The organism is Streptomyces sp. IBSBF 2435 (genome assembly GCF_036815005.1).
Classification (GTDB): Bacteria; Actinomycetota; Actinomycetes; order Streptomycetales; family Streptomycetaceae; genus Actinacidiphila.
The window spans coordinates 22,824-38,730 of the sequence record NZ_JAJSYW010000040.1 but is presented as its reverse complement, the minus strand read 5'-3'; the positions used below and the strand labels follow the sequence as shown (position 1 = coordinate 38,730).

The window sequence follows — 15,907 nt, the reverse complement described above, 5'->3', positions numbered from 1 at the left end:
GCCCCGCGTACGGGCCTCCCCCCGCCCCTGGTGCTTGCCCCTCCGCGGCAGAGGACGAGCCCCGCAGGCGCGCGGGAACTGCGCGGCCAGGCGAGACGCACCGCACGTGCGACATGCCACCGCAGGTGGCACCCGCCCGGGGCCGCGGGGACCCCCACCGGGGGGAAGGTCCCGGGCCGGGCCGGGCCGGGAGAAGGAGCCCGGGGGGACGACGCACACCCACCCCGGAGGGGAATACGCTGGCTCACTGTGACCGATCGGATTCCGCTCTTCCCCCTGGGTGCCACCCTCTTCCCCGGCCTCGTGCTCCCGCTGAACGTCTTCGAGGAGCGCTACCGCGCCCTGGTCGCGGATCTGCTCGCGCTGCCGGAGGACGCCCCCCGGCGATTCGGCGTGATCACGATCAAGAACGGCCAGGAGGTGGCCCCCACAGGCCAGCAGGGCGGGTCCTCCGGTCCGGCCGCGGGTCTCGGGGACGACCCGCTCGCCGCCCTCCACACCATCGGCTGCATCGCGGACGCGACCGGCATCGCCGAGCGCGACGACGGTGGCTACGAGCTCGTCGCCACCGGCCTGCTCCGCTTCAAGCTGCTCTCGCTCGACACCGAGGGCCCGTATCTGACCGCGGAGATCGAGGAGATCCCGGAGGACCCGGGGGGCGGCGCGGGCGCGCTGGCGTCCGAGGTGACCCGGGTCTTCGGCACGTACCAGAAGCGGCTGGCGGGAGCGCGGGAGCGCACCTTGGCGCCGGGCCAGGAATTCCCCGACGATCCGACCGTGCTCTCCTACCTGGTGGCCGCCGCGCTGATCGCCGAGACGCCGCTCAAGCAGACGCTGCTCGAACAGCCGGACAGCGCGGCCCGGCTGGCCGCGGAATTGCGGCTGCTGCGGCGCGAGACCGCCGTCATCGACAAGCTGCCGTCGCTGCCCGCGGTCGATCTGACCAGCCAGCCGATCAGCGCGAACTGACGTGGCCAGGAAGCGGACCGGCGCCGCCGGGGGGACGCCCGCCGTCGTCGCGCTGGAGAAGGCGGGCGTGCCCTTCACCGTGCACTCCTACGAGCACGACCCGTCCTCGGGGCTGTCGTACGGGGACGAGGCCGCGTCGGCCCTCGGCACGAGTCCCGAGCAGGTGTTCAAGACGCTGGTCGCGGAGGTGGACGGCGCACTGACCGTCGCGGTCGTCCCGGTGGCCGGGTCGCTCGACCTCAAGGCGCTGGCGGCAGCGGTGGGCGGCAAGCGGGCCGCGATGGCCGACCCGGCGGCGGCCGAGCGCAGCACCGGTTACGTGCTGGGCGGCATCTCCCCGCTGGGCCAGCGCAAGGCGCTGCCGACGGTCCTGGACAGCTCGGCGCTGGCCTTCGCCACGGTCTTCGTGTCCGCGGGCAGGCGCGGCCTCGAAGTGGAGGTGTCCCCGGCGGACCTGCGGGCGCTGACCGCGGCGACCCCGGCCCCGATCGCCCGCGTCTGAGCCGGAGGGCGCTACTCCTTGGCCGGCGGTGCCTCCGGGGGCGCCTCGGGCGGCCCGGGGGGTGCGGACGGCGGGGTCCGGTAGACCTCGGGCGGCGCCGCCTTGGCGCCGGCCTCCGGGTCCCGGGGGCTGAACGCGGACGTCAGCGCCACGTGCGCGACCATCGCCGCGATCGACCAGGCCACCAGCGCGGACTTGGCCCGCAGCTCCAGCGGGGCGTCGAAGACGACTTTCGGGCCGACCGCGGTGGCGTGCGCCACGATGTTGGTGTCGGGGCCGAGCCAGACGCCGAGCCGCCAGCCGACGACGGAGGCGAGGACGCCGCCCGCCGCCAGCCCGAGGACGGTGCCGATGCCGCCGCGCCGGTAGCGCAGGAAGACCGCGGCACCGGTCAGCAGCCCGAGCCCGGCCGCGATGAGCGCGAAGGTGCCGTCGCCGCCGATCGCCTCCTCGCCCTCGGTGTCCTTGAGGTAGACGGCCTTGCCGTCGGAGATCAGCGGCACCCGGGGCGACAGCCACAGCCACAGCAGGCCGAGGGCGATTCCGCAGGCTGTGACGCACAGCGCCACCAGCGCGCCCCTGCCGACCTCGGCGAGCAGCGTTTTCATCCGCCCCCCGCCCTTCCCGGGACCGGACCCGGCCCCCGGATACGGCGGCAGGTCGGGCGACTGGTCGTGGGGAGTCAGGGGTGCGGTCACCCGCCCATCGTGCCAGGTCCGGCTGTGCGATGCCTCACCGGCGGGCGGCCCTGCGGTAGGCCCAGGTGGCGACGGCGAGCGAGACGACGCCGACGGCGGCGCACACCGACAGGTCGACAAAAACCGCGGCCCAGTCCGTACCCGCGCCGCCGCCCAGCGTGCGGGCGAAGGCCTCGACGCCGTAGGTGGACGGCAGCAGGTCGCGGACCCAGCGGATGGGCTCGGCCAGGTGCGAGGCGGGCAGCACGCCGAGCAGCAGCGCCGCGGACATGCCGAGCTGGCCGAACAGCGTGGCGATCTCCTGCCGGGGCGCGAGCAGCCCGAGGGCCGCGCCGAGCCCGGCCAGCGCGGCGCCCGCCAGCGGGACCACCACGGCCAGTACCCACAAGGTGGTGAGCGTGAGGTGGAAGAGCACGCAGCCGACGATCGCGGTGATCAGTGTGCCGGGCACGGTGAAGGACGCGTAGGCGCCGGCCGCGCCCAGGACGACGGCGGCGGGCGGCACCGGCAGGGTGGCGTAGTGGTCGAGGCCGCCGGAGGCCCGCAGCTGCCCGAAATACTGCGCGAGCAGGTTGAGGGCGACGAAAGCCACGACCAGGACGCTGGACCCGGCGACGACGGCCCGCGCCGCCTCGCCGTCGCCCGCGTCGACGACCCCGCGCATCATGACCATGATCCCGACGGACTGGAAGGTGGCCACGAACAGCAGCGGGATCCGCGCGACCCGGGCGCGGGAGAGCTGCGCCCGGTAGACGGCGCCGAGGGCGGGCCACAGCCGCGCCCGCGGCGCGAGGGGCGCCGGCCCGCCCGCGTCGGCGGCGGCACCGGCCCGGTCGGCCCCGGCGTGTGCGACGACGGTCATCGGCGGCCTCCCGGCCTGGAGAGCGAACCGGCACGGACACTGCGGCGGCCCCCCGGCCCGGTGGCCGCACCGGCCCGGGAGCGGCGGGACCCGGCGCGGAAGGACAGTGCCGGGGTCATGACTTCACCAGGCCCTTCGCCCGGCCGCCCAGGGCCAGGTAGACGTCCTCCAGGCTGGGGGTCGCCAGGGTGAAGTCGTCCAGGGCCGCGTAGGCGGGGCCGCCGGTGACGTCGGCGACGGTGGCGCGGGCCCGGTCGTGCGGGAGGCGCAGGGTCCAGCGGCGCCCCGAGATGTCGGCCAGCGGCCGCAGCGCGGCGATCTCGGGCAGGTCGAGCGGCGGGTCGGTGCGCCACACCAGGTCGAGGCGTACCTCGTCGGCGACCAGGGCGCGCAGCCCGGCGGGGGTGTCGCAGGCGATGACCCGGCCCTGGTCGAGCACGGCGACCCGGTCGAGCACGTTCTCCGCCTCGATGACGTTGTGGGTGACCAGCAGCACCGTGGCACCGTTATCCGCCCTGCGGCGGCCGATCGCGGCCCAGACCGCCCGGCGGGCGACCGGGTCCATGCCGGTGGTGGGCTCGTCCAGGACGAGGACCGGTCGCTCCCCCACCAGTGTCGCGGCGAAGCAGGCCAGCCGGCGCTGGCCGCCGGAGAGCCGTTTGATCGGGCGGGACGCGATCGGGCCGAGGCCGAGTTCGTCCAGGACGGCGTCCCTGCCGGCGCGGGCCGCCGCCGCGTCCAGGCCGCGCAGCCGCCCGGTGGTCTCGGCGGCGAGCGACACGGTCAGCTCGTCGAGGGCGGTGGACTCCTGGCCGAGGTAGCCGATCAGCCGGGCGGCCCGGTCGGGGTGGCGTACGAGGTCGTGGCCGAGCAGGTCGATACTGCCGGCGTCCGGCCGCAGCAGGCCGGTGAGCTGGCGTACCAGAGTGGTCTTGCCGGCGCCGTTGGGGCCGAGGATGCCGAACAGCTCGCCGCGCCGCACATCGAGGTCGATACCGTCGCTGGCGCGTACGGCCGCGGGCTCGGCGGCGGGGCCGCGGCGGCGCGGTCCCGGGCGGCGCGCGCCGGAGCCGGCCGGGTACGTCCTGATCAGTCCGCGCACGGTGCAGACCGTGTCGCGGGCCGAGGCGACCGCTTGGGGCGCCTTGTCCTCCGTGCCCGTGTTCACGAGGATCGAGACTACGCGGCGCGGACGGCTTGTGCCGCAACGGGGGTTGCCCGAGGGGGCCCGCGGCGATCTTCGCGCGGCGGACACCGGGCCGGCCGGGGCCGCCGCGCGGGCCCGCGGCCGGGTCAGTCGGCGCCCGGGCCGTGCTCGACGCCGGTGCGGGTGTCGACCTCGCGCCAGAACCCGGCCCTGATCGCGTACCGGTCGTGCTCGTCGATCTGGTCGTCCTTGTGCGCGAGCAGGCCGAAGCGGGCGGCGTACCGCAGCAGCTCGCCGTCGATCCGGTGCGGGACCCGGGGGTAGTGGGTGGACAGCTGCTGGAGCTGCCCCGAGTCGGTGAGGCGGGCGGTCCAGCGGCGGGCGAAGACCTGGCCGACCTCGTACGGATCGCCGCTGACCGCCGTGATGTCGGCCTCCCGGTCCGCCCAGCGCTGCTCGGCGGTGGTGAGCTGGGCCAGGGTGGGCAGGCCGCTGGTGTCGGGGACGTCGGGTCCGCCGGCGCCACGGTCGGTCCAGCCCTTGTCCGAGGACCAGCGCAGGGTGGCGCTGGGGGCGGGGTGCGGGGTGGCCGGCGCGGGGTGCGGCTTGCCGAGGCCGGCCAGGTCCTTGGGGGTGGGTACGCCCTTGCCGCCGGTCCCGGCGGGTTCCGCCGGCTCGGCCGCGGGCGCGGTGCCGTTCTCCGAGGGATGCGGGGGGTGGGCGGGGTGCGGCTCCTGGCGGGACGTCCCGGTGGCGGACTCGGGCAGCGGCGCGGACAGGATCGCGGCGATCTCCGGGCCGATACCGGGCCGGGTGCCGCCCGCCGGGAGGCAGATCCCGTCCCTGGCCCGGATCGCGGCGGTGATCCACTCGCGGTCCAGCACCCGGCGTTCGTCGGCCTCGGCGACCAGGTCCTCGGACTGGTTGTAGTCGCCGTCCGCGGCCTGTACGGCCCACAGGTGGACGGCGACGCCGTGCTCCTTGGCGGACATCATGCCGGGCAGCAGGTCGCCGTCACCGGTCACCAGGACGATGTCGGAGCAGGCCCGGTTGCGGGCGAGTTCCGACAGTTCGGCGTGCATGGCGGCGTCGACGCCCTTCTGCGCCCAGCGGCCGTCCGTCCGGGTGAGCGCGCCGAGGCGTACGGTCACCCGGGGCATCACCCGCAGCCTCCGGTGCTCGGGTTGCGGAACCCGGTCGGGTGCTCCGTCGAACCAGTAGATCCGCAGCAGCGGCTGCCCGGTCTCGCGCTCGGCCCTTTCCCGCAGGCCAGCCACGACAGCGGCATGATCAACGATGATCCGGGAACGAGACGGCTCACCGGCCAGAAGGCTTGCTGCTGCGCCCAGTAGATATCCGGCGTCCACCAGGACGACGCAGCGGTCCATATCGCACCTCTTCCGGTCGCCCCCTCGGCCCTGAATCCTCCCAGGTCTCACCGAGTCTGCCCGAATGCCGGGGCGTTATGAGCTCGAACACGATCTTCGGCGTGGCGGTCGGTCGTTTTGCGTCACTCCTACCCCACCCAACTGCCCGAAATGCGCGCTTCGTACTCCCGTGCAAATCTGATGGCGGCCGCTCGGCCGCGAGCCCGCTGGGCGCCAAGCCCGCCGGGCGGCAGGCCGTTCGGCCGACATCCCCCTCATCAGGAAGGCAGGACAGTGGCCAAGAACCGGAATCAGAACCCGAACCAGAACCGCCGGTCCGAGCAGAACCAGGACCAGCAGCGCAACTCCTCCGCGCAGGAGCAGGAGCAGGCCAGGAGCCGCCACGCGGACGAGCAGATGACGCCGGCCTCCACGCAGGTGCCGCGCAAGCAGCAGAAGCGGTTCGGCCACAACTGAGCGCGCCGCACCGGCGGTTCGGCACAGGCGGGGGTGTCCCTTCCGGGGCGCCCCCGCGCCTGTCGGACGGGCGGCCCGCCGCCGGGGCCGGCCGGCCTGGCTGCCGGGGGCCGGCGGCGGGCCGCCCGCCGGGTCAGCCTGCCTGCTGGCCCGCGCCCAGGCAGGCCGGGCCCAGCAGGGCCTTGAGGTCGCCGAAGAGCGAGGGATCGGCGGTCACCCGGTGCCGGTCGAGCCGCAGCACGGTGGTGGTCCGTGCGCCCTGCAGCCGCACCCGCACCTCGGTGTTGCCCTTGTGGCTGGCCAGCACCTCGCCGAGCCTGGCCACCAGCGGCGGGGTGACCTTGACCGTCGGGATGGAGATGCTCACCGGCGCGTTGGTGCCCACGTCGGTCAGGTCGGGGACCATCAGCTCCATCGCGACCAGCCGCGGGATGTCCTCGCGCTTGTCGAGCCGGCCCTTGACGAAGACGACCGCGTCCTCCATCAGTTGGGTGGACACCAGCTGATAGGTGGCGGGGAAGAACATGCAGTCCACCGAGCCGGCCAGATCCTCGACCGTGGCGATCGCCCAGGCGTTGCCCTGTTTGGTCATCTTGCGCTGGAGCCCGGAGATGATGCCGCCGATGGTGACGATCGCGCCGTCCTGGTAGTCGCCGGCCAGCGCGGCGATCGCGGCGTCGGTCTTGTCGCCGAGGATGTGCTCGATGCCGAACAGCGGGTGGTCGGACACGTACAGTCCGAGCATTTCGCGCTCCTGCGCGAGCAGATAGGTCTTGTCCCACTCGATGTCGGAGAAGACCACGTCCATGCCGAAGGCGGGTCCGTCGTCCGCGTCGCCCTCGCCCATGCCGCCGAAGAGGTCGAACTGGCCCTCGGCCTCCTTGCGCTTGACCTGCACCACGTTGTCGATCATCGTCTCGAAGTGCTCGGTCAGGCCGCGCCTGGTGTGCTGCATGGTGTCGAAGGCGCCGGCCTTGATCAGCGACTCGACCGTCCGCTTGTTGCAGACCACCACCTCGACCTTGTCGAGGAAGTCGGGGAAGCTCCCGTAGCGGCCCTTGGCCTTGCGGGACTTGACCACGGACTCCACCACGTTCTGCCCGACGTTGCGGACGGCGGTGAGGCCGAAAACGATCGTGTCGTCGCCGCGCGGGGTGAAGTTGGCGTTGGACTCGTTGACGTCCGGGGGCAGCACCTTGATGCCCATCCGGCGGCACTCGTTGAGATAGAGCGCCATCTTGTCCTTGTCGTCCTTCACCGACGTCAGCAGACCCGCCATGTACTCGGCCGGGTAGTTCGCCTTGAGATACGCCGTCCAGTACGACACCAGGCCGTACGCGGCGGAGTGCGCCTTGTTGAAGGCGTATCCCGCGAAGGGCACCAGGACGTCCCAGACCGCCTGGATGGCCTGGTCGGAGTAGCCGCGCTCGCGCATGCCGGCCTGGAAGGGGATGAACTCCTTGTCCAGGACCTCCTTCTTCTTCTTGCCCATCGCCCGGCGCAGCAGGTCGGCCTGGCCCAGTGAATAGCCGGCCAGCACCTGGGCGGCCTTCTGCACCTGCTCCTGGTAGACGATCAGGCCGTAGGTCACCTCCAGCACCTCGCGGAGCGGCTCTTCCAGCTCCTTGTGGATCGGGGTGATCTCCTGCTGCTTGTTCTTGCGCAGGGCGTAGTTGATGTGCGAGTTCATGCCCATCGGGCCCGGCCGGTAGAGGGCCGAGACGGCGGAGATGTCCTCGAAGTTGTCAGGCTTCATCATGCGCAGCAGGGCGCGCATGGGTCCGCCGTCGAACTGGAAGACGCCGAGCGTGTCGCCGCGGCCGAGCAGGGCGTAGGTGTTGGGGTCGTCCAGCGGCAGCGACAGCAGATCGATGTCGATGTCCTTGTTGGCCTTGATCGACTTGACCGCGTCGTCCATGATCGTCAGGTTGCGCAGGCCCAGGAAGTCCATCTTGAGCAGGCCGAGCGACTCGCAGCTCGGGTAGTCCCACTGGGTCACGACGGCGCCGTCGTTCTTCGGCGAGAAGATCGGCACGTGGTCGATCAGCGGCTCGGCGGACATGATCACACCGGCCGCGTGCACGCCCATCTGCCGGACCAGGCCCTCGATGCCCTTCGCCGAGTTGATCACCTTGGTGACGTCGGGCTCGTTCTCGTACATCGCCCGGACCTCGCCCGCCTCGCTGTAGCGGGGGTGGTCCTTGTCGGTGATGCCGGACAGCGGGATGCCCTTGCCGAGGACGTCGGCGGGCATCGCCTTGGTGATCCGGTCGCCCATCGAGAACGGGTAGCCGAGCACCCGGGCCGAGTCCTTGATCGCGGCCTTGGCCTTGATGGTGCCGTAGGTCGCGATCTGGGCGACCTTGTCGGAGCCGTACTTCTCGGTCACATAGCGGATGACCTCGCCGCGCCTGCGCTCGTCGAAGTCGATGTCGACGTCGGGCATGGACACGCGCTCGGGATTGAGGAACCGCTCGAAGATCAGCCCGTGCGGGACCGGGTCGAGGTCGGTGATGCCCATGGCGTACGCGACGATCGAGCCGGCCGCGGAGCCGCGGCCGGGGCCGACCGCGATGCCGTTGTTCTTCGCCCACATGATGAAGTCGGCGACCACCAGGAAGTAGCCGGGGAAGCCCATCTGGACGATGGTTTCCATCTCGTAGTCGGCGAGCTTCTGCCGGTCCTCGGGGATGCCGCCGGGGAAGCGCCTGTTCATGCCGCGGGCGACCTCCTCGCGGAACCAGGTCACCTCGGTGTACCCCTCGGGCACGTCGAACTTCGGCATCAGGTTCCTGAACTGGAACATGCCCTCGGTGTCGACCCGGTCGGCGATCAGCAACTGGGTGTTGCGGCAGCCCTCCTGCCAGGCGTCGGAGGAGTCGATGGCGTACATCTCGGCGGCGGACTTGAGGTAGTAGCCGGAGCCGTCGAACTTGAAGCGGCCCGGGTCGGTCATGTTCGAGCCGGTCTGGATGCACAGCAGGGTGTCGTGCGCGGACGACTCCTCCGCGTACGTGTAGTGCGAGTCGTTGGTGACCACGAACGGCGCCTTGAGCTTCTTCGAGATCTCCATCAGGCCGTCCCTGGCCCTGCGGTCGATGTCGATGCCGTGGTCCATGATCTCGACGAAGAAGTTCTCCTTGCCGAAGATGTCCTGGTATTCGGACGCGGCCTTGATCGCCTCGTCCATCTGCCCCAGCCGGATCCGGGTGGAGACCTCGCCCGAGGGGCAGCCGGTGGTGGCCATCAGGCCCTCGGAGTGCTCGCTGAGCAGCTCGCGGTCCATCCGGGGCTTGCGGAAGTAGCCCTCGAAGGCCGCGCGGGACTGGGCGCGGAAGAGGTTGTGCAGCCCGACCCGGTCGCGCGCCCAGATGGTCATATGGGTGTACGCGCCCGCGCCGGACACGTCGTCGCCCTTCTGGTGCGGGGCGCCCCATTTGACCGGTTTGTTGTACCGCCGCGACTCGGGCGCCAGATACGCCTCGATACCCATCACCGGGGTCACACCGGCGGCCTTGGCCTGGTGGAAGAAGTCGTAGGCGCCGTGCAGATTGCCGTGATCGGTGATGGCCACATGGCTCATCTCCATCTCGTTGCACGCCTTGAACATGTCCTTCAGTCTCGCCGCTCCGTCCAGCAGCGAATACTGGGTGTGGACGTGCAGATGAGTGAAGGGCTGATCGGTCAAGGCGGCGACACCTCCGGCGAGAACGGGCCATCGGAACGGGTTGTCTGGCGGCGTCGGTGAGTCTACGACCCGGGTACGACAGCGCAGGCCGCGACCCGGCGGCGGCAGCCCGCCGCGCCCCGGCAGGCAGGCAGGCAACCATCCGGGCGCCCGCGTCGTCCCCCCTGTCGTGGCAGACATCACTACGGGCGACGGCCCGCGCGGACCGAGCGCACCGGCCGGATGTGGATCCACGGCGACCTGCACGCCGAGAACTTCGGCACCTATCTGGCAGCCAACGGCCGGCTGGTCTCCAGCGCCAACGACTTCGACGAGGCCTTCGTCGGCCCCTTCACCTGGGACCTCAAGCGCTTCGCCGAGGACGGCGGCGCCATACCGCTGGACGCGGCCACCCGGGGCGCGGTGCCGACCGCCTTCGGGCCGTACCTGGAGCCGCTGCCCGCGGCCAGCCGGGGGCGCCCGGACAGCCTGCGGGTCAAGGACGTGGTCGGCCGGCGCGGGATCGGCATCGGCAGCGCGGGCCTGCCGTCGTACAACCTGCTGCTCGAAGGCACCACCGACGCGCTGGAGAACGACGTCGTCATCTACATGAAGCAGGGCCAGACCCCGGCGGTCTCGCAACACATCACCGACCCCGCGGTGCGCGGCTACTTCCCGCACGAGGGCCAGCGCACGGTCGTCTCGCAGCGGGCGCGGCAGGCGCACGCCGACCCGTGGCTGGGCTGGACCGAGCTGGCGGGCACCGGGCAGCTGGTCGCCGGGGTGTCGCCGTACGCGGTGGACCTGGACTGGTCGGACCTGGACGGCCCGGCGCAGATCGAGGCGGTGGTGGCGGACCTGGGCCGGGCCGCGGCGACGGTGCACGCCGCCGCGGACGACGACAGCGGCCACTCGCTGGTGCCGTTCTCCACCGAGAAGGCCGTCGACGAGGTGATCGGCGCGGACGAGGAGGGCTTCGCGCCGATGCTGGTGGACTTCGCGCACTCCTACGGCGACCGGGTCCGCGCGGACCACCGGATCTTCGTGGACCTTTTCCGCAACGGCCGCATACCGGGCCTGCAGCGGTCCCAGGACGCCCCGCAGACCGCCTCCGTTACCCGCTCTTAGGTCACACATACAGGTACGCGTGGCACACTCTGTCGCCATGGAGGCGATACGACCGCGGCTGAGGGCACTGCGTGCTGGCCTCTTCGCCGCGCTGTGCGTCACGCTCTCCTCGACCTCGCACGTCCTGATGGCCAAGGCCCCGCTGCCGCTGCCCGCGGTGGCCGGGGCCTTCGCCGCGGTCTTCGCGCTGGCGTATCTGGTCACCGCCCGGCCCGAGTGCGGCTTCTGGACGCTGGCCGGCCTGATGGTGCCGCTCGAACTGGCCGTGGACACGCTGCTGACCACCGGGCAGCAGGCCTGCTATGGCCCGTCCGGCGGGCCGGTGACCGGCTCGTGGCGGTCGTTCAACGAGGCCTTCCTCTGCCACGGCGGCCATGTCGGCCCCGCGCCCGCCACCCCGCTGTCCGCGGTGCAGGGCGGCGCTGAGACCGCTGCGGGAATGCAGGCGGGCACCCTGCCCTGGCTGCTGCTGGCCGCGCACGTCTCGGTGGGCCTGCTGGCCGCCTGGTGGCTGCGGCGCGGCGAGGCGGCCCTGCACCAGGCGCTGCGGACGGTCGGCCTTGCCGCCTTCCGCCCGCTGCTGTTCGCGGTGGCCGCCGTCCGCGGCCCCCGCACCGGCCTGCCGCGCCGGGTGCGCCCCGCCGCCCGGAGCGCCGCCGCGGGAGCCCCCGCCGCCCGCTGGCCGCACCACGCCGTCGTGACCCGTGGTCCGCCCGTCCCGGTCGCCCTCTGACCGCAGGACCGGTACACCCCCCACTCACCACGCGTACTCACGGAGATCCGTCATGAGCAACCGCAACAGCAAGGCCAGCAAGGACGCCGCCCGCGAGCGGCTGCGCGCCCAGCGCGAGAAGGAGGCCAAGAAGGCCAAGGTCCGCCGGCAGCTGCTGGTCGGCGGCGGCGTCGTGGCCCTGCTGGCGATAGCCGGCGGCGTCGCCTACGCCGTCAACGAGATGAACAAGCCCAGCTACTGGTCGGACGCCGCCGACAACACCCTGGTCAAGCCGGCCAACACCTCGGGCACCGACGGCACGACCGTCATCGTCGGCGACCCGAAGAACAAGAACGTCGTCAAGGAGTACGAGGACCTGCGCTGCCCGATCTGCGCGGGCTACGAGCAGGCGGCCGGTGACGCGGTGCTCCAGGGCGCCAAGGACGGCAAGTACCAGATCGACTACACCTTCGCGACGTTCCTGGACGACGTGCAGGGCGGCTCCGGCTCCAAGAAGTCGCTCAGCGCCATGGGCGCGGCGCTGAACGTCTCGCTCGACGCCTTCGAGCAGTACCACAAGCTGCTGTACTCCAAGGACGTCCACCCGGACGAGAAGAAGGACGAGTTCAACAGCGCCGACAAGCTGATCTCGCTGGCGCAGAAGGTCCCGGCGCTCAAGGGGAACGCCAAGTTCTCCGACGCGGTGAAGAAGGGCACCTTCGACAAGTGGGCCCTGACGATGAGCCACAAGTACGACACCGCGCCGCAGGACGTAGTGCAGGGCGGCACCCCCTACGTCGTGGTCAACGGCACGCCGGTGAAGGTGCCGGGCCTGACCTCGGACCAGGTGATGTCCGCCTTCGAGGCGCAGCTCAAGAAGTAGCCGCGGTGCGCGGGGCTCCTCCGGCGGGCTACAGCTCCCGGAGGAAGTCCCGCGCGATCGCCCAGGTGCGCTCCGCGGCCTCGGCGTCGTAGTCGGCCAGCTGCGGGTCGGTGTAGAGGTGGCCCGCGCCCCGGTAGCGGTGGATCTCCACGTCGGCGCCGGCCTTGCGCATCCCCAGGTACCAGGCGTTCAGCCAGTCGTCGGGCTCGAACGGGTCGGGGTCCGCGACGTGCAGCTGCACCGGGATGTCGGTGGCCGCGCCCTCCGCGATGTCCGACGTGCCGTGCAGGAGCAGCAGCCCGCGGGCCCGCTCGTCGCCCAGCGCCAGATTCTGCGCGATCGAGCCGCCCAGCGAGAAGCCCGCGTAGACCACGCCCCGCTCGGAATACGGCGCCGCCGCGGTCACCGCCCGGTGCAGCAGCTCCTCCCTGCCGATGTCGTCCCTGAGCCGCATGCCCTCCTCCGTGCTGTCCGCGGTCCTGCCGTCGAAGAGGTCGGGCACCACCACCTCGTGCCCGTCTTCGCGCAGCCGGTCGGCGGCGCTGTGCACGGCCGGTCGCAGCCCGTACGTGGAGTGGAACAGGACAATCGTCACAGGGTTTCCTTCGGCTGGTCGGGTACGCGTCCATAGTGCCATTGGGACTGAGGAGCGAAGAGGTGACCATGGAAGGCGCGTTGCGACCTGTACTCGTCGTGGGGACAGTGGTCACGCTGACCGTTGTTCTGGGCCTCGTCGTCGACAGAACGCTTCGCGCTGCGGACGCCCGGCACCCCGAGACGCCGCTGTGGCACCTGCTGCGCCGCTGCCGGCTGCCGTTGCAGGTGACGCTGTGCACCGCGATGCTGCGCGGCGCCTACCGCACCGTGCGCATCGCGGCCGAGCACCGCGCAGCCGTCGGGCAGGGCCTCACGCTGGTGCTGATCGGCGCCACCGCGTGGCTGACGATCCGGGTCGCGACCGCCGTCACCGACTCCTCCTACGCGCGCTATGCCGCGGTCTCCAGGGATGTCGCGAAGATCCGCCGGCTGCGGACCCAGTCGACGCTGATCCAGCGGGTGTTCACCGCGATCGTGGGGGTGATCGCGATCGCCTCGATGCTGTTCACCTTCCCCGCGATGCGTACCGTCGGGGCCTCGATGCTGGCGTCCGCCGGCATCATCGGCATCGTCGCCGGTGTGGCGGCGCAGTCCACGCTGGGCAATCTCTTCGCCGGGCTGCAGATCGCCTTCGGCGACATGGTGCGGATCGGCGACACCGTGGTGGTGGACGGCGAGTGGGGAACGGTCGAGGAGATCACCCTGACGTTCCTGAGCGTGCGCACCTGGGACGAGCGGCGGATCACGATGCCGGTGTCGTACTTCACCAGCAAGCCGTTCGAGAACTGGTCGCGCGGCGACGCGCGGATGACCGGCACCGTCTTCTTCCACCTCGACCACTCGGCGCCCGTCGACGGGATGCGCAAGCGGCTGCTGGAGATCCTGGAGCAGACGCAGGAGTGGGACCGCAGGGCGTGGGGTCTGGTGGTGATCGACACCACCCCGACCACCATCCAGCTGCGGGCGCTGGTCACCGCCAAGGACGCCGGCGACATCTTCGACCTGCGCTGCATCGTGCGCGAGCAGCTGATCGACTGGCTGCGCTGCGAGCACCCGTACGCGCTGCCGCGGCTCAGCACCTCGGACGCGCCGGGCGGGCGGGACGCGGCGCGGGACCGGGCCCCGGCGCCGCTGCCGGACACCGCCGGCCTCGGCCCGGGACCGGGCAAGCGCTGACCGCGGGGGCCGGCCGGGGGCTCAGCCGCGTACGTCGCCGCGTATCGAGCGCAGGTCCAGATGGCGCAGGACCCGGTCGACGACCTCCGGGTCGTTGCCCGCCTCGCTGCGGGCGGCCAGCACCTCGTGGCGGGCGGCGGACATCATGTCGTCCTGGATGCGGCGCAGCGCCTTGACCCTCTTGACCCGGCGGGCGTGCGACTCGCGGCGCTCGTCGTCCACGATGTCGGGCGAGATGCGGGCGCCCAGGTCGAAGGCCCTGCGGTGCAGCATCTCCGACAGGTCCTCGTCGATCGGCTCGCTCCGCTCGATCTCCTTGAGCCTGGCGCGGGCGGCGGCCATGGCGCGGAGCGCGAGGGCGTGCTCCAGGGCGTGCTCCGCGTCGATGTCGCTGCTCACCCCGAGCCGCTTGACCAGCCAGGGCAGGGTGAGGCCCTGGATGACCAGGGTGGCGAGCACCACCGCGAAGGCGATGAAGAGCAGTTCCGCGCGGGCCGGGAACGGGCCGTCGTGGTCGGTTTTCAGCGGGATGGCCAGCGCCAGCGCCACCGAGGCCACCCCGCGCATCCCCGACCACCACATGATGACGGTCTCCCGCCAGGTCATCGGGATGTCCTCGTCCATGTCCCGCAGTTTGTGCAGCTTCCTGGCGACCCACGCGGCCGGCAGCAGATAGAGCAGCCGTACGCCGATCACCACGGCCACCACAAGGCCCGCGTGCCGGGTCATCGTGCCCCAGCTGCCCGAGCTGACGCTGAACACATGGTGCAGTTCGAGGCCGATCAGCCCGAAGGCGATCCCGGTGACCAGGGTGTCGACGATCTGCCAGAAGGTGGTTCCGGCCAGCCTGGCGGTCACGTCGTCGGCGGCGAAGGCGTTCTCGGCGAGGAACAGGGCGCTGGTGAGGACCGCGAGGACGCCGGAGCCGGCGAATTCCTCGGCGAGGGCGTAGGCGGCGAAGGGCACCAGCAGCGACAGGCCGATCTGCAGCGTCGGGTCGCCCACCACCCCCATGAGCTTGTTGGTGCCCCAGCCCAGCACCAGCCCGACGAGGACCGCGACCACCGCGGACAGCACCAGTTCGAGGACGGCGTGCGGCAGCGAGAAGTGCCCGGACACGACCGCAGCCACCGCCACGTGGTAAAGCACGATCGCCGTGACGTCGTTGAACAGCCCCTCGCCCTCCAGGATGGAGATCATCCGGCGCGGCAGCCCGAGCGCCCCGGCCACCGCGGTCGCCGCCACCGGGTCGGGCGGCGCCACCAGGGCGCCGAGCGCGCAGGCCGCGGCAAGGGTGATGCCGGGCACCACCGCGTCCACGACCGCGGCGACGGCCGCGGTCGTGACGAAGACCAGCGCCACCGCGAGCAGGAAGATCGCCCGCCGGTTGGCCGCGAACTGCCGCCACGAGGTGCGCTGCACCGCGGCGTACAGCAGCGGCGGCAGCACCAGCGGCAGGATCAGGTCCGGGTCGATCTGGACGTTGGGGACCTGCGGGATCAGCGCGAGCACCCCGCCGAGCAGCGTCATCAGCACCGGCGACGGCAGGTTGACGCGCTCCGCGACCGGGACCATCACGACGGCCGCGAGCATGAGCGAGAAGAACAGGGCGAGCTGATCCACGCCCGTCACAGTGCCATGAGGGGCCGCCGCGGCCGTGGGGCGCGCCGCATGGCCCGCGTGATCCCGCGCACACCCGGGCGGCCCGGCGGCCTCGCCACG

General features: G+C 72.1%; 13 protein-coding genes and 1 pseudogene. 7 read left to right on the top strand and 7 right to left on the bottom strand.

The annotated features are described in order from the left end of the window. The first annotated feature begins 249 nt into the window (after nt 1–249). Both V7E46_RS11060 and ybaK read left to right on the top strand, forming a co-directional pair. On the top strand, nt 250–969 hold the full coding sequence (locus tag V7E46_RS11060) for an LON peptidase substrate-binding domain-containing protein (RefSeq protein WP_333768251.1): 720 nt from the start codon (nt 250–252) through the stop codon (nt 967–969). Nucleotide 970: 1 nt separating this feature from the next. After that, nucleotides 971–1,471 carry a Cys-tRNA(Pro) deacylase gene (gene ybaK, locus V7E46_RS11055; protein ID WP_333768250.1) on the top strand — a complete coding sequence of 167 codons (501 nt, stop codon included), beginning with the start codon at nt 971–973 and terminating at the stop codon, nt 1,469–1,471. Nucleotides 1,472–1,482: 11 nt separating this feature from the next. Here ybaK and V7E46_RS11050 read toward each other — a convergent pair whose 3' ends face one another. From V7E46_RS11050 to V7E46_RS11035, 4 genes are all read right to left on the bottom strand, one after another. Then, nucleotides 1,483–2,169: a hypothetical protein gene (locus V7E46_RS11050; RefSeq protein WP_333768249.1), complete on the bottom strand. Its 687-nt coding sequence runs from the start codon at nt 2,167–2,169 to the stop codon at nt 1,483–1,485. A gap of 34 nt (nt 2,170–2,203) precedes the next feature. After that, a complete protein-coding gene (locus V7E46_RS11045) occupies nt 2,204–3,031 on the bottom strand; it encodes an ABC transporter permease (protein WP_333768248.1) in 828 nt (275 codons plus the stop codon). Nucleotides 3,032–3,146: 115 nt separating this feature from the next. Then, a complete protein-coding gene (locus V7E46_RS11040; RefSeq protein WP_333768247.1) occupies nt 3,147–4,199 on the bottom strand; it encodes an ABC transporter ATP-binding protein in 1,053 nt (350 codons plus the stop codon). Between the two features lie 125 nt (nt 4,200–4,324). Then, nucleotides 4,325–5,566, bottom strand: a complete 1,242-nt coding sequence (locus V7E46_RS11035; protein ID WP_333768246.1) for an NYN domain-containing protein — start codon at nt 5,564–5,566, stop codon at nt 4,325–4,327. A 273-nt stretch (nt 5,567–5,839) separates the two neighbouring features. Here V7E46_RS11035 and V7E46_RS11030 point away from each other — a divergent pair, with 273 nt between their 5' ends. Continuing rightward, the gene (locus V7E46_RS11030; RefSeq protein WP_329179809.1) at nt 5,840–6,022 is read left to right on the top strand and encodes a hypothetical protein; all 183 of its coding nucleotides are present in this window, start codon (nt 5,840–5,842) and stop codon (nt 6,020–6,022) included. A gap of 133 nt (nt 6,023–6,155) precedes the next feature. Here V7E46_RS11030 and dnaE read toward each other — a convergent pair whose 3' ends face one another. Then, nucleotides 6,156–9,710 carry a DNA polymerase III subunit alpha gene (dnaE, locus tag V7E46_RS11025; protein WP_333768245.1) on the bottom strand — a complete coding sequence of 1,185 codons (3,555 nt, stop codon included), beginning with the start codon at nt 9,708–9,710 and terminating at the stop codon, nt 6,156–6,158. 195 nt (nt 9,711–9,905) lie between these two features. On the opposite strand from dnaE, the pseudogene V7E46_RS11020 reads away from it, so the two are divergent. The 3 genes and pseudogenes from V7E46_RS11020 to V7E46_RS11010 all read left to right on the top strand — a co-directional run. Then, nucleotides 9,906–10,817, top strand: a pseudogene (locus V7E46_RS11020) (DUF2252 family protein); the annotation flags it as partial. A gap of 37 nt (nt 10,818–10,854) precedes the next feature. Further along, on the top strand, nt 10,855–11,550 hold the full coding sequence (locus tag V7E46_RS11015; RefSeq protein ID WP_333768256.1) for a hypothetical protein: 696 nt from the start codon (nt 10,855–10,857) through the stop codon (nt 11,548–11,550). Between the two features lie 52 nt (nt 11,551–11,602). Next, nucleotides 11,603–12,412: a thioredoxin domain-containing protein gene (locus V7E46_RS11010; RefSeq protein ID WP_329179804.1), complete on the top strand. Its 810-nt coding sequence runs from the start codon at nt 11,603–11,605 to the stop codon at nt 12,410–12,412. Nucleotides 12,413–12,440: 28 nt separating this feature from the next. Here the strand turns inward: V7E46_RS11010 and V7E46_RS11005 are convergent, their stop codons facing one another. Beyond that, nucleotides 12,441–13,049 (bottom strand): dienelactone hydrolase family protein, encoded by a 609-nt coding sequence (locus tag V7E46_RS11005; RefSeq protein WP_329179801.1) that lies wholly within the window; start codon nt 13,047–13,049, stop codon nt 12,441–12,443. A gap of 26 nt (nt 13,050–13,075) precedes the next feature. Here V7E46_RS11005 and V7E46_RS11000 point away from each other — a divergent pair, with 26 nt between their 5' ends. Next, a complete protein-coding gene (locus V7E46_RS11000; RefSeq protein WP_333768255.1) occupies nt 13,076–14,185 on the top strand; it encodes a mechanosensitive ion channel family protein in 1,110 nt (369 codons plus the stop codon). Nucleotides 14,186–14,206: 21 nt separating this feature from the next. Here V7E46_RS11000 and V7E46_RS10995 read toward each other — a convergent pair whose 3' ends face one another. Continuing rightward, the gene (locus tag V7E46_RS10995; protein WP_333768244.1) at nt 14,207–15,808 is read right to left on the bottom strand and encodes a Na+/H+ antiporter; all 1,602 of its coding nucleotides are present in this window, start codon (nt 15,806–15,808) and stop codon (nt 14,207–14,209) included. Nucleotides 15,809–15,907 lie beyond the last annotated feature (99 nt).